Origin of the sequence: Prosthecobacter fluviatilis (genome assembly GCF_042655725.1) — a bacterium.
Lineage (GTDB): Bacteria > Verrucomicrobiota > Verrucomicrobiia > Verrucomicrobiales > Verrucomicrobiaceae > Prosthecobacter > Prosthecobacter fluviatilis.
The window spans coordinates 1248731-1262021 of sequence record NZ_JBHSMQ010000001.1; the positions used below are offsets into that span (position 1 = coordinate 1248731).

The 13291-nt window shown below is 62.3% G+C and carries 14 protein-coding genes and 1 tRNA gene; 12 read left to right on the top strand and 3 right to left on the bottom strand.

From position 1 onward, the window contains the following. The first annotated feature begins 14 nt into the window (after window positions 1-14). The 12 genes from ACFQDI_RS04975 to ACFQDI_RS05030 all read left to right on the top strand — a co-directional run bounded on the left by ACFQDI_RS04975 (window position 15) and on the right by ACFQDI_RS05030 (window position 10966). A complete protein-coding gene (locus tag ACFQDI_RS04975; RefSeq protein WP_377164030.1) occupies window positions 15-1484 on the top strand; it encodes a sulfatase in 1470 nt (489 codons plus the stop codon). A gap of 79 nt (window positions 1485-1563) precedes the next feature. Continuing rightward, window positions 1564-1983, top strand: a complete 420-nt coding sequence (locus ACFQDI_RS04980) for an exosortase system-associated protein, TIGR04073 family (protein WP_377164032.1) — start codon at window positions 1564-1566, stop codon at window positions 1981-1983. A 99-nt stretch (window positions 1984-2082) separates the two neighbouring features. Further along, a complete protein-coding gene (gene gatC / locus ACFQDI_RS04985) occupies window positions 2083-2373 on the top strand; it encodes an Asp-tRNA(Asn)/Glu-tRNA(Gln) amidotransferase subunit GatC (protein WP_377164034.1) in 291 nt (96 codons plus the stop codon). Window positions 2374-2416: 43 nt separating this feature from the next. Next, a complete protein-coding gene (gene gatA / locus ACFQDI_RS04990; RefSeq protein WP_377164036.1) occupies window positions 2417-3838 on the top strand; it encodes an Asp-tRNA(Asn)/Glu-tRNA(Gln) amidotransferase subunit GatA in 1422 nt (473 codons plus the stop codon). A gap of 109 nt (window positions 3839-3947) precedes the next feature. Next, window positions 3948-4024, top strand: a tRNA-Arg gene (locus tag ACFQDI_RS04995). Between the two features lie 618 nt (window positions 4025-4642). Continuing rightward, a complete protein-coding gene (locus tag ACFQDI_RS05000; RefSeq protein WP_377164038.1) occupies window positions 4643-5221 on the top strand; it encodes a hypothetical protein in 579 nt (192 codons plus the stop codon). Between the two features lie 14 nt (window positions 5222-5235). Next, window positions 5236-5793: a hypothetical protein gene (locus tag ACFQDI_RS05005; RefSeq protein WP_377164040.1), complete on the top strand. Its 558-nt coding sequence runs from the start codon at window positions 5236-5238 to the stop codon at window positions 5791-5793. Beyond that, window positions 5790-6878, top strand: coding sequence for a hypothetical protein (locus tag ACFQDI_RS05010; RefSeq protein WP_377164042.1), 1089 nt, complete (start codon window positions 5790-5792; stop codon window positions 6876-6878). Before ACFQDI_RS05005 ends, ACFQDI_RS05010 begins: the two co-directional genes overlap by 4 nt. Continuing rightward, entirely contained in the window at window positions 6875-7330 is a 456-nt protein-coding gene (locus ACFQDI_RS05015) for a hypothetical protein (RefSeq protein ID WP_377164044.1), read from the top strand. Before ACFQDI_RS05010 ends, ACFQDI_RS05015 begins: the two co-directional genes overlap by 4 nt. Beyond that, window positions 7327-7857, top strand: a complete 531-nt coding sequence (locus tag ACFQDI_RS05020; protein WP_377164047.1) for a type II secretion system protein — start codon at window positions 7327-7329, stop codon at window positions 7855-7857. Before ACFQDI_RS05015 ends, ACFQDI_RS05020 begins: the two co-directional genes overlap by 4 nt. Next, the gene (locus tag ACFQDI_RS05025; protein ID WP_377164049.1) at window positions 7854-9803 is read left to right on the top strand and encodes a hypothetical protein; all 1950 of its coding nucleotides are present in this window, start codon (window positions 7854-7856) and stop codon (window positions 9801-9803) included. Before ACFQDI_RS05020 ends, ACFQDI_RS05025 begins: the two co-directional genes overlap by 4 nt. Before the next feature lie 8 nt (window positions 9804-9811). Continuing rightward, the gene (locus ACFQDI_RS05030) at window positions 9812-10966 is read left to right on the top strand and encodes a type IV pilus twitching motility protein PilT (protein ID WP_377164051.1); all 1155 of its coding nucleotides are present in this window, start codon (window positions 9812-9814) and stop codon (window positions 10964-10966) included. Here the strand turns inward: ACFQDI_RS05030 and ACFQDI_RS05035 are convergent. From ACFQDI_RS05035 to ACFQDI_RS05045, 3 genes are read right to left on the bottom strand one after another with little or no spacing between them, the layout of a single operon-like run. Beyond that, the gene (locus tag ACFQDI_RS05035; protein ID WP_377164053.1) at window positions 10944-11858 is read right to left on the bottom strand and encodes a hypothetical protein; all 915 of its coding nucleotides are present in this window, start codon (window positions 11856-11858) and stop codon (window positions 10944-10946) included. The genes ACFQDI_RS05030 and ACFQDI_RS05035 overlap by 23 nt on opposite strands. Next, a complete protein-coding gene (locus ACFQDI_RS05040; protein WP_377164055.1) occupies window positions 11834-12613 on the bottom strand; it encodes a hypothetical protein in 780 nt (259 codons plus the stop codon). Before ACFQDI_RS05040 ends, ACFQDI_RS05035 begins: the two co-directional genes overlap by 25 nt. Beyond that, window positions 12610-13290 (bottom strand): ABC transporter ATP-binding protein, encoded by a 681-nt coding sequence (locus ACFQDI_RS05045; RefSeq protein ID WP_377164057.1) that lies wholly within the window; start codon window positions 13288-13290, stop codon window positions 12610-12612. The genes ACFQDI_RS05040 and ACFQDI_RS05045 overlap by 4 nt, the downstream gene beginning before the upstream one ends. Window position 13291 lies beyond the last annotated feature (1 nt).

Genomic DNA, 13291 nt, shown 5'->3' on the forward strand with positions numbered 1-13291 from the left:
AGCGTTAAGGCCCGATGATGATCTTCCGTGCCGCCGCCCTCGGGGCGATTCTTTTACTGTCCGCACCGCCGCTGCGTGCTGCGGGGTGCTCCCGTGTGCTGTTCATCATGGCCGATGACCTGAGGCCGGAGCTCGGCTGCTATGGCTCTGTGGCGGTGACGCCGCACCTGGATGCGCTGGCAAAGAGGGGGGTGGTCTTCCGGCGGGCCTACTGCCAGCAGGCGGTGTGCAATCCTTCCCGCTCCTCGATGCTGACGGGGCTGCGCCCGGACAGCCTGGGGCTGTATGTGAACGGCACGCATTTTCGTGAACTGAAGCCGGAGGTAAACACGCTGCCGGGCTGGATGAAGGCGCATGGCTACACCGCACGCTGCGTGGGTAAGATTTTCCACAACTGGCATACCAAGGAGCATGGGGACCCGCGCTCATGGAGTGCACCGGAGTTTTTGCACTATGCCAACCACGGGGATGATGTGCCGCAGGTGAGCGGGGCGCTGCCGCCCAACGAGGCCACCCTCTGCGGGGACCTGCGCCACTACGGCAAGGTGCCACTGTGTGAGTGCCGCGACGTGCCGGATGAGGCCTATTTTGACGGGCGGGTGGCGGCAGAGGCGGTGCGCGTGCTGGGAGAGGTGAAAGACAGGCCGTTTTTCCTGGCGGTCGGGTTCTGGAAGCCGCATGCGCCCTTCAACGCGCCCAAGAAGTACTGGGACATGTATGAGAGGGGCCGGCTGCCGGTGCTGAATCCTGCCAGGCCTGCGGCGGCGCCAGAGATCGCCTTTCACCCGAGCACGGAGATTTTGGGCCCGGTGCAGGGGCAGAAGCAGCCGACGGCCGAGCAGGCGGCTGAGATGAGGCACGGCTACTTTGCCGGAATAAGCTATCTGGATGCGCAGGTGGGGAAGGTGATGGCTGCGCTGGAAAAGCAGGGGCTGCTGGACTCGACGCTGATCGTGTTTTGGGGAGACCACGGCTACCACCTCGGCGAGCACAGCCTGTGGGCCAAGACTTCGAACTTCGAACTGGATGCGCGAGTGCCGCTCATCATCGTGCCGCCGCAGGCCGGGCATGCGGGTGCCAGTACGGACGCGCTGGTGGAAATGGTGGACCTGTTTCCCACGATCACCGCCCTGTGCGGAGTGCCGGATGCCCCCGGTCTGGACGGGGTGAGCCTGGTGCCGGTGCTGGACGACCCCAAGGCCCGGATCAAAGAAGCGGCCTACACGCAGTTTCCACGGCCGGCCTACCCCGACCGGACGCCACGCGGCAGGCCGGAGGTGATGGGGGTGAGCGTGCGCACGCCGATGCTGCGCTACACGGAGTGGCGGGACTTTGACACGGGAAGCGTGGTGGCCAGCGAGCTGTACGACCACAGCAAGGATGAGGCGGAGCTGAGCAATGTGAGCGCCAGCCCGCCTGATGCCGCGGCGCTGGAGCAGGCGCGGCGGCTGCTTTCCCGCCAGTTTCCGCCTGGAAAGCGCTGAGAAGGAAAAAGGAGCATAAAAAACCGCAACTTAATGGTTGCCAAAAGCGGCCAAATTTTGTTAATCATCATTAAGCCACATGAAAAATCGTTTTCTATTCCTAGCCCTTACTATCTGCGCCCTTTCCAGCATCGCCTATGGTGACATCCAGTCTCCTCCCGGCCATCACTTTACGTGGAGCCGGAAACTGAGCCGCGGAGTTGGCAACATTCTGTTTGGCTGGTTTGAATACCCGTCCGTCTGGCGCAAGACGAACGCTTCTGACGGCTCCATTGCCGCAGCCTCTGACATGATCGTCGAAGGCACCAAGCGCACCCTCGTGCGTGCTGGCTACGGTTTGTATGAGATCGCCACCTTCCCGGTGCCGAGCTGGAAGCGCACCTACCGCCCACCGTATCACCACAAGGAAAACGTGGACAGCTGGTGGGGCTACACGGAGTTCGCTCCGGAAGTGGGCTTCCGCTCCGAGATTCCGTATTCCAGCTCCCAGGGCTGGTAAGCGACCCACGGCGTTATCTTTCGAGGCACAGACTGCAAACAGTCTGTGCCTTTTGTTTGCAAAGCATGGCACCTGCTGCCAAGAAAGGAAAGATTTCCCATGCCTGAAGCTCACAAGATCGACATCAAACACGTGGCCAAGCTGGCCCGTCTCACTCTGACCGACGAAGAAGCCAAGCACTACGCAGAGCAGCTGGACGGCATCCTGACCTACATCGACACGCTGACGCGGTATGATCTTGATGGGGTGGAGCCCACTGCGCACGCCATCCCAGTGTACGATGTGCTGCGTGCTGACGAGCCGCGGCCAGGACTCACGCAGGAGCTGGCGCTGGCCAACGCGCCGAAACGCGTGGCCGACCAGATCCAGATCCCGCAGGTGATCGAATAACCGCCGAACTTCCGCCGCAGCCTACCGCCCCCTTTATTTTCCTATGCTCGCCTCCTCCACCATCGCAGCCCTGCGCAAAGGCCTCACTGCGGGTGAAATCACGCCACGAGACATCGTTCTGGATGTCGCCAAATCCATCGAAGCAGGCAATGCGGAGATCGGTGCCTATCTCTCCTGGGACGTCGATGCCGCACTGGCAGAGGCGGAGAAGGCGGACATCACCAAGCCGCTGGGGGGCATCCCCATCGCGGTGAAGGACAACATGAACGTGATGGGGCAGCCCTGCACGTGCGGCTCGCGCATTCTGGCGGAGAATTACACGGCACCGTATGATGCGGGAGCGATCGTGAAAATGCGTGCAGGCGGGGCCATTCCCTTTGGCCGGCTGAACATGGACGAATTTGCCATGGGCTCCAGCACGGAGAACTCGGCGCTGGGCGTCACGCGCAATCCGCGAGATCCCTCGCGCGTGCCGGGCGGCTCCAGCGGGGGCAGTGCGGCGGCGGTGGCGGGAGATCTTGCCATCGCGGCGCTGGGCTCTGACACGGGCGGCTCGATCCGCCAGCCGGCGGCGCTGTGCGGCTGCGTGGGCATCAAGCCCACCTATGGGCGTGTGTCGCGCTACGGGCTGGTGGCGTTTGCCTCTTCGCTGGACCAGATCGGGCCGGTGACGAAGACGGTGGAGGATTCCGCGCTGCTGCTGAACCACCTCTGCGGACATGACGCGCATGATTCCACCTCGCTGAATGTGGAGGTGCCGGATTTTACCGCCACACTGGGGCAGGACATCAAGGGACTGCGCATCGGGCTGCCCAAGGAATATTACATCGACGGGATACACACAGGAGTGTCTGCCAGCGTGCAGGCGGCGATCCGCAAGCTGGAATCTCTGGGGGCGATCATCGAGGAGATCAGCCTCCCGCATACGGAGCTCGGCGTGGCGACGTACTATGTGCTCGCGCCAGCGGAGGCATCTGCAAACCTGGCCCGCTTTGACGGCGTGCGCTACGGGCACCGCAGCAGCAGCGCTGGAAATCTGCTGGAGCAGTACACGCTTTCCCGCTCGGAAGGCTTTGGTCCCGAAGTGAAGCGGCGCATCCTGCTGGGCACCTACATGCTCAGCTCCGGGTACTATGACGCGTACTACATCCGGGCGCAGAAGGCGCGCACGCTGATCCGCAACGACTTCACGGAGGCCTTCAAGAAGGTGGATGTGATCCTTTCCCCCACCAGCCCCACGCCTGCGCACAAGCTGGGTGAGCTCAAAGACAATCCGCTGGCGGCCTATCTGGAAGACGTGTTCACGATCCCCGTGAACCTCGCGGGGCTGCCGGGCATCAGCCTGCCCTGTGGTACGGTGGACGTGGAAGGCAAGGCGCTGCCCGTGGGTCTGCAGATCGTGGGCAAGGCTCTGGATGAGGCCACCGTGCTGCGTGTGGCGCACGCGTATGAGCAGTCGCGCTGATGAACTGCAATAATTGAAGAAAATCTCTTCACAGAGTTTGACAAAAGAGATCACTGGCTTACTCTCACTGCCCGCTGTTTCCAACACGGCGGTTCAAATAAACTTCAACGCACCCGTAGCTCAACGGATTAGAGCATCTGACTACGGATCAGAAGGTTTCAGGTTCGAATCCTGACGGGTGCGCCACTCATCAAAGATGAGTTCAAAAAAGTCCTCTGTTTCTAAAAAGCGTGAGCTTTTGCTCCTGCGGGCTTTGCGATTGACCCTGCATCGAAGGGGACATCATCTGTGCGTTGTGCATGAAAAGGCCGGTGGCTGCGCCGGCGTATGACGCGACTGATGGCTGATCAACGATCTGCTGACGTCATCTCTGCAACACGCGCAGAGCTGGAGCATCGCTGCCCCGCAGATGAGCGTCCCGGCTCAGGGCCGTATTCTGGAGGCTGAGCCATCTCCCAACATCGAACGCGAGCATTACCAAAAGCTTGTTGGCCGCCAGGTCTTGTCGATTTACTTGGGCGAATTGGAGGGACAATTTTTTCCGGTGCTGGTTCTCGGTGACCGTGACCGCGATGGCCAATGAGCCACGATCATGGTACTCTCCGATCCCAAGGGAAATAGCCTGAACGCTAAGATCACGTAGCGGTCGCATGGATGCGGACTCATTCGTCCCGGCTCAGGGACGGCCGGTGAATGAAGCTATTTTTAATATGATTATTATAGATCAAGGAGACAAATGTAGCATCCCATCGGGCAGTAAATTCAGAAAATAAGACCGCAAAAAACCAACGAGAGGTCCATCCCATGAAAACATCATTCCTACTCTCCTGTTTGTTGGCTGCGACACTGGCAAACTCAGGTGCCAGGGCAGACATCCTGCTAGGCGCACCCGGGGTGCCTGCGGGCACACGCATCGCGACCAAGGTGCCGTTCAATATCAGTTACACTCTGCCGAACTCCTACAAGTTCATCTTTTCCGGCATTCAGGCCAAGGGCGACACCCTGGGGGCTCCTGGTGCCTCGGGCACCAATGGCAATGGCGGGCAGTTTCACCTCAAGGCCTCCGTTTCGGGAGACGGCGGTGCTTCGGAGCGTGCAGGGCAGCTCGAGTTCCGTGACATTCAGGACTACAATCTCTCGCCGCTCCAGACGCTCCTTGTTTCCCCCACCGCCGTGTTCAAGGCGACCACCACCCCCATCACCATCACGCTGAACTGGTCGGGCCAGGGGAATGCCCACAAGCCCAACGGGATCTTCAACATCCTGGGTGAATATCAAAAAAGCCCTCCGGTCCCAACGGGGTCGCTCAGCTTTTCCTCGGGGGCCTGGATTCTTGAAGAGAGTCCCAATCCCGAGGGGACAGTGACCATTGTCCGCGAATAACTCCGGATTTTTCCATGAAATCCACCCGTCCATTCCGATCTGCAACACGCTTCGGCGTCGGATGGATGCTCGGCTTCATCGCGATCACGGGCTGCCTGTCGGCCCAGCAGGCGCGGGATGTGGTGAGCGAGGAAGCTCTGCGCAAGCAGGTGGCCGAGGCACCCAGCCTGAAATCTCAGCTCGCCGCGAAAGCCAAGCCGCTCACCAGGCCGGCTCCGGCCATTCAAAGCTCGCTCTGGACAAATTCGATCATCCTTGCGGACGATGAAAAGTTCACCCTCGTTCCCGTGGGCTCCATTCTGCATCTTCCTGCGGAACTGCGGGTCCATGTCGCGGCCTCCCCCAAGGGTGAATTCACCTTCTGGCCTAGCTTTCTCAAACGCAACGCCGCCTGGCTGGCCGCCAGGGAGGTGTCCCTGTCACTTTCACGCGGCAATGCCCAGGAGGCGAAAGCCCTGCTCAAAAGCCTGTCCTATGACAAGCACCTCATTGTAGCCACCTACAAGGGAGGGCCGATCACGATCCTTGAACCAGCACCCACTCATTCGGGTTCCAATCGCGCCTCACCGTGAAACTGAAAATACTACTCTGCCTCGGCTGCTTCAGCACCGCCCTGCTCGGACAGACTTCCGAAGCCTGGGTGCGACAGACCGACCTGACCACCGGTCAGATCTACGACACCCCCTTCACGGGAAGCGGCGGGACTTACACGGCCCCCATGAAGGTCGGCACAAGCGGTTCGCTCTTTGAGCTCTTTGCACGCGGCACCGCCTGGGACAGCAACATCTACCTGCTCGACACCAAGATCATCGGTACCTACAATCCCCAGGTGACCGTCAGCATCACCTCGGAAGACGACTACGTGCGTGGAGATCCGGCGGGATCGCGCTTTGTGAAACGCACCCGTGCCGACCGCCCCTTCACCTTCAACATCCAGGTGCAGGGTCTCGTGGCGGACAGCACCGACATCTCCGAGCACGACGTCTATCTGGGCGTTCAGGGCAAGAATTACGACCCTGCAAACTACTCCTCCTTGAACCAGACCCAGTATTTGATCGAGGAATCCAATCTGGAAAACGGCAGTTACACCTTCGGCCCCCTCTATCATCAGCTCACATCGCCCACGCTGAGCTCAGGCAACGGCGAGCAGACTTTCACCGTCGTTCGTTATGCCTCCTACCAGGTGCCGGACACGATCATCGCCCAGCCGAAAATCGAGATCTGGCCCGTGGCCTCCGCGAGCGTCAGCAACATCACTCCCGGGCAGGTCTTCATCGACCGCATTCCGTCTCTTGTGGTCACGTTCACTCATCTCTACCCCGACTCCCGCACCTACGTGCAGATTTACAAGGGCAACCAGGCGCTGGGAACCGTGGGCAAGATGGTGAACGGGACCGAACTGCGGTTTGGCGGATACTACAATCCGGACCAGACGGACAGCTCCACCAATGTGCCGCAGAGCCTGACGGTGTCTGTCGATGACCTTTCCAACTATGCCTCGGAGGATGGCATTTACACGCTGGAGGTCGTCACCCACACGCCTTTCTTTGGGCGCACGGCCGAGCGACTGTACCACGTCACCTTTGAAGTGGACCGCGTCATCACCTCGCGCGGCCAGATCAGCACCACGGAGCTCTCCAGCCCTGGTACGCCATGAAGCCGCCACGCCGCCAGCGCCTCCGTCCAAACGGAAGTTTGCTGATCGAGGTGTCAGCCGCTCTCGCGCTGACCTCCGCGCTGGCGCTCATCATCATGCGCGCCTCCTTGCTCGCGATTTCGGGCAACCAATGGACCATCATGCAGACCCTGACCGACGCCTATCTCTCACGTGAAAGCGCCCTGGCCAACCGCCTGCCTTTTGCAGATCTCACGGCCTCCCAGTCTGCCTGGCCGGATATCGCGGTTGATCCGGTGCCGGAGCTGACCGTCACCCTGGGCCGCGTCGCCGGCGGTCAGTCGATGCAGGGCACCTTGCGGCGCTTTCGCACAGCCGAGGTCGCCTCCAATACGGAGACTCCGCTCACGGTCTGGCGGCTGCATTCCGTGCTGAGCTATCGCGTCGGCAGCCAGGAATACCTCAAGAGCCGCTCCACCCTGCGTCTCCAATGAAATGGCCGCTCCAGCACTCCCGTCTGAATCCCAGAGGGTTCACCCTCATGGAGATTTCCACCGCTATGGGCCTCATGGTCATGCTCAGCGCTGCCTTGGTGGTCATGCTCCAGCAGCATCTCAGCTTCATGGTCATGGCACGGCGGCAGAACTTCCTCGCTCAGGAGGCTCCGCAGATCGGCAACATCCTGGGCCGGATCTTTCAGCAGGCAGACCACTTCTTCATCTACTCCAGCCATGAAAGCGCGCTCAGCGGCGGCACTCCGGTCATTCAAAATGGCAGTGCTGTGCGGCTGTTTTTCAAAACCGCCGTGCAGACCACCCAGGAGCGCCTGATCGCGGCGGAGACCGGCAGCAGCGGCACGGCCTTGCGGTTCTACACTCCCCAGCCTGACGGCTCCGAAACTTCCTGGCTGATCTGCAAGGGGCTCCAGAGCGCCGCCTTCAATGCCAGCGAAGGCATTCTGACGGTCACGCTCACCGGACCGAATGGCGAAGAAATCACCTACAGCGGAGGCAGCCGATGAACCGACACACGATCAAACGTAACGCAGGCTATATCTCGCTGCCGATCGTGACCGGAATGGCCATCATGTTCACTCTCAGCCTGACGATGCTCTTCAGGGCCACGCTGATGAACCGTGACCAGGCCTCAAAGTCACAGCTGCGCGTGGACTACCGCCAGCGCGAGGAGGCACTCCTGCATGCGCTCGTCGCCTCCTTTCCAGGCAGGGCCATGGATTGCATGAAAGCCGGTTATGCCGAGGGGGCCGACTATGCATGGAGCAACATTTTTGCCGAAGCCGTGGCGCTTTCAGCCTCCTCACAGCGCCTGTCCCCTGACATCCTGCAAAGCCTCAGTCTGGGCGGCAAGCTCAGCGGCGATGTCGGCGACAGCAGCAGCACCACGGTGCAGAGCTGGATCACTTCGCTCACAGGCGAACCCGGGCGCGTGACGCCCGGCACCACCGCTTATTCCGACGTGTTTGCACAGCCCGCCTTCGCGGGAAAAGTGCCGCCGCTGCTGGATCTAAGCGCCGCGTTGCAAACCGCAGACGCCCTGCGCCCGGTCGTCACACCGCTGAAGCATTACCCGACGCAAGTTTCTGGCCTGCTGGCGGATGTGACCGCTTATCCGGTTTACAACCTGATCGCCTACCCCAACATCCGTTTTGGATATGCCGCACCGGGGGAGCCGTTTGTGGCGAAGCGCAACTGGTGGGCCTTCACCGTGAACTACGGCAGCAGCGCCGGCACCGTGGCACGGCATTACGTGCTGTCACTGTATGAAATTCCATCCCAAATGCCGATTGAGGCCTCCACCTTTGCCGCCATTGGCACGCATCAGGACGGCACGGCGTGGAATGTGGATACGGTCAGCATTCAAGGTTCCGTCTATGCTGCGCGCATGAGTGTTGCCGGGGCTTACGGTGCTGCACGGCTTGCCGGTCGCAGCGGCATCGAGATGACCGCCGATCTCGATCTTGGGGGAGTCACCGTGGGCTCTAATTTTGATGCGCTGGGGGAGCGTGAACGTCTCCAGGCCGAACAAGGCACGGACGTGCTGCCCGTCGCTTTGTCGGCCAACTCCGGACGCCTGGCTTTCCTGCCGCTGCCCACGGGTTCCGGCTACCTGCGCCGCAGCCCGCCGGACGCCACTCTGAACGCGTTTGACGATTACACTGCGGGGGCGCAGCGTTGTCGCATCACCGTCGAGGCCACGGAAATGGTCAGCTATGAAGATCAGACACCGACCAGCATTCGCGTGAGTTTCCCCAATTCCTCCGGCGGCACAAGCACGGTGGTGCTCGAGCGCGGCAACAACTGGCCAACCGTCTTCGAACCTGGTGGCGCCGGCATTCCGTTCCAGACCGAGCTGACCAACAGCAACCGCTCCTGCCTTACTTTTTATCCGTCCTTGCTGGATGCATGGCTGCAGTCACAGGGCGCCGGCGGCGTGGCGACGAACAACAGCCTCTACTTCGGCGTGGACCCGTCTCTGGACCCGCTCAACGTCCGTGTCGTCAGCGATCCGCCCGCCTTGGAAGACATGTGCGTCATCATCCGTCAGGGCAAAAATCTCACCAACTACACCGCCGGGCTCAGCATCGTCGCCCCGTTGCGCATCTATGTGGGGGACGACCTGAACTCGACCCCTGCTGCTGCCCCGCCCGCCGGCTCGGGCTTGGCGGCTGGCACGGAGTTTTACCCGCCGCTCTCCATCTACGCCGCTGAACTGCGGGTGGGCACCACCGGCTTCAACCGGCCCATCGAACACCACGGGCAGCTCGGCAGCCTCGCCGCTGGCACTGCCAATGTCTGGCAGCCGCTGGACATGAAGTCAGGCAGTGACGACGCGGTGCATACCGACAGCATCACCGCCGAGCTCAAGCCTTTGCGCAGTCCCGCCGAACTCCCGCCTGTCCATCCCATGAACTGGCTGGTCGTCATCGAAGAGATTCCCCAAGACTGAACTTTTTCATGTGCTCCACCCCCTCCACCAACAACATCCTCGGCGATCTCGCCACCGCCTACGCCGGACGTGAAATCTCCGACGTCCAGGTGCGCACCGGCGGGCTGATCTATCTTCATACGAATCGAGGACTGGAGGTCGCCGAGAGCTTCGGCATCCAGGATGCAGAAGCCGTGGGCCGGCTGGCGGAGGCGCTCTTCATGCGCCAGTCCGTCGAGATCTGGACCGAGGCAGACGCCATCGGTGGCGCAGAGCGTATGTGGGAGATGGTGCGCAGCCGCCGGGTCATCGACTTCAGCTGTGAAGAAGGCGCGCTTGGATCTCCGGTGCGCATGCGTGTGCAGGTGCATCTCAGCGAGCAAGGCCTGGGTGTCACCTGCCGCTGGCTGCGTGCGAAAATCAATCAGCTCGAAACGCTCGGCATCGACCCGCTCATCTCCGACAGCCTGCGCGAGCTGATGCAGCGCCGCTTTGGCCTCGGGCTCATCACGGGCCCCACCGGCTCGGGTAAGTCCACCACCCTCGCCGCCGTCCTCGACTGGGTGCGGCGCCATTTCCCCAAGCACATCGTCACCATCGAAGACCCGATCGAGTATCGCTACGACGCCATGATGGACGATCCCAACCAGCCAGGTGTGCGGCTTCCGGCCCCATCGCTCGTCACCCAGCAGGAAGTGGGCAGGCACACGCTGTCCTATCAGAGCGGCCTGAAGGAGGTCCTGCGCAAAACGCCCAACATCATCCTCATCGGTGAAATTCGTGACCGTGAAACCATGGAGACCTGCATCGAGGCCGCGCAGACGGGCCACTTCGTGCTCTCCACCCTGCACACCCGGGGTGCGGTGAAGACGATCGACCGTATCCTCGAGTTCTTTCCCAAAGAGCAGCAGTCCGGCATCCTGCACCGGCTCAGCGAGACCCTGACCTTTGTGCTCTCCCAGGGCCTGCTCACCGGGTTCAATGGACGGGTGCTCGTGACCGAATACCTGCAAAACACCAGCGAAGCCGTGGCGGCAGGCATGCGCGCCTATGACGGCAGCGCCACCTCGCTGGCGGATGCCCTCCGCTACAAAGGCAACCTGCGCTGGGACCAAAGCCTCATCAATCTCTACCGCGCCGGCCACATCTCCGAAGACATCTTCAACGCGAACTTGATGGGGTGACGCTCCCAGCCGCCACCCCCGGCGGCAGCACCGGCCGGATCATTTCACGGATGCGCATGAGCAGTTTCGCATGCGCCTCGATCTCCTGGCGGCGCAGCTCCGGCATGCCGCCCCACCAGCCTTCCTCCTCCGCGCTGCTGCGCAGGCGGCGGTAGCGTTCCAGACATTCCTCCAAGGCATGCCATTCACGGCTGACCGCCTTGTCATCACGGCTGGCGTTCCCAGGCTGAAGCTGGTCGTTGAGCAGATTGATCGCGGCGCCCGCACCGGTCAGCGCATCAGACATGCTCCCGCCTTCACGCAGTCCATACGCCATGGCGTTTTGAGAGAGCGCATCGATGGCCGCTCGTGCGGCTTCAGACGACTGGGTGCGGGAGGCGATGTGAAAGTACAGAATCTCATACAACGTCGCATCCCCCGGATCGAGCTGGTAGGCGAAACGCAGCCGCACGTCTGCGGCGGCATACAGATACTGCTGATGGGCATTCGAAAGCGGCACGGTGCTGGAACGCCGCGTGCGGCTCTTTTCGAGGCGGGAGAGCGCATCCACCCCCGCCTGCAGCCATGATGTCTCCCCCGGCGTCTGCGCGGGTGGCACCGGCGCCGGCATGCCTCTGCGGGAAAAACGCCCCGGTGGTGGCGGCGGCGGCGCTGCCCCGGCGCCCGACTTCGCACTCGCAGCCGGCGCGGCACTCTCACCCCCATGCCAGTAGCTGTAGAGCGAGTCGCGTATCAGGCGCGCCGCCAGGCTCCCATACGCGCTGCCTGGCAGCGCAAACGCGGGCGGAGCTGCCGTGGCATGCAAGGCCGTGCGCGAGCAGGACAGCGCATGTCCGCCCCACCAGAGACCGCCTGCGGCAGCCAGCGTCAGGAGCGTGTGCGAAAGAGACATAACCCAGAGATGGAGATGGCGGCACCCTGCAGGCCGAGCGTGCCTGCCGCAGCGGCAAAGTCCGCGAACGGCAGCGGGCCCATTTTAAACACCAGCCGTGGTGTCAGATCGGCCAGATGATAATGCGGCAGCGCCAGCCAGAACGACTGCAGCACTCCCGATTCCGCGCCACCCAGCAGCGGGGCCAGCCACGCAGCGCCAAACAAGCCCAGCAGCAGCAGCCCGGTGGGCACCAAAAACGCAATGACCTCCGCCGTGCGCGTGCCCAGCGCCACCGCCAGCAGGCACAGCGGCGCGGCGCACAGACTGTAGAGCAGGCCATATTGAAACACGAGCATCATCCACATGCGCGCCTCTTCAGGCCGCTTTGGCAAAGTCCACGTCAGACAAAAGACCACCGCGATCAGCACCACCGCCAGCATCCAGACCCAGATCGCCGCGCTGAGCTGCAGACACTGGCTGATGCGCCCCGAGCCTCCGGCATGCAGATGCTCCAGCATGCCCTCGCGCCGCATGCGGTGTCCGAGCGCCGAGGCTTGAAACGGCAGCCAGGTGAACAGCGCCATCCAGGCATAAAACCAGGCCGCCTGCGCACGTGCGGGCTGCAAAATCTGCGGGTTTTCCTCCCACGGCGTCAGCAGCGGCGCGACCCAGACAAACAGGCCGGCTCCCAGCAGCAGCAGCCAGCAGCTGCCACGCCCCATGAGTCCGGCAAAGCTGAGGCGAAACAAAGGCCAGGCGCGCAGGGAGCTCATGATTGCAAAGTGCGGTAGGTTTCCATCCAGGTGCTGCCGCTGCGGCTCGTGGCATGCCGCAACTGCCCCCCGGCAATGGTCAGCAGCGAGTCCGCCTCACGCACGCACTCCAGCTCATGCATGATGACGAGGCGCAGCGTTTGCGTGCCTGCCGTGGCCCAGAGCTGCGTCACCTGCTCGCGCGTTTCGGCATCCAGGCCGGTGAGGGGCTCATCCATGAGCAGCACGCTGGTTTCACTCTGCGCGGCCTTCACCTCGGCCAGTATCAGCAGCACCTTCTGGCGGTTGCCGCGGGAAAGCTTGCCGATGGGCGTGGCCAGATTCAGCCGCAGCGTATCGGCCAGCTTTTCCGCGGCGGCGAGTGATGCGCCCGTGAACCAGGCGCGGAAAAACGTGCGCGGTTTCATCTCGGGGTCGACCCGCAGCTCATCCGCGAAGTAATGCACCTGTGCCGCGGTCGTTACCCGGCCTTGCAATGCCGGAGACAGCCCGGCAAGCGTTCGCAGCAGGGTCGTTTTGCCCGAGCCATTTGGCGCCACTAGCAGGTGCAGCCCCATGCCGGCGCGGATGTCGCCGCCCACTTCCACCAGGCTGCGCTCCGCCCTCTTCCACGGCAGACCGGTGTAGTAGCCGAAGCGGGTTCCGCCGGGGATGTGTAAAAGAGTTTCGGTGGCCATG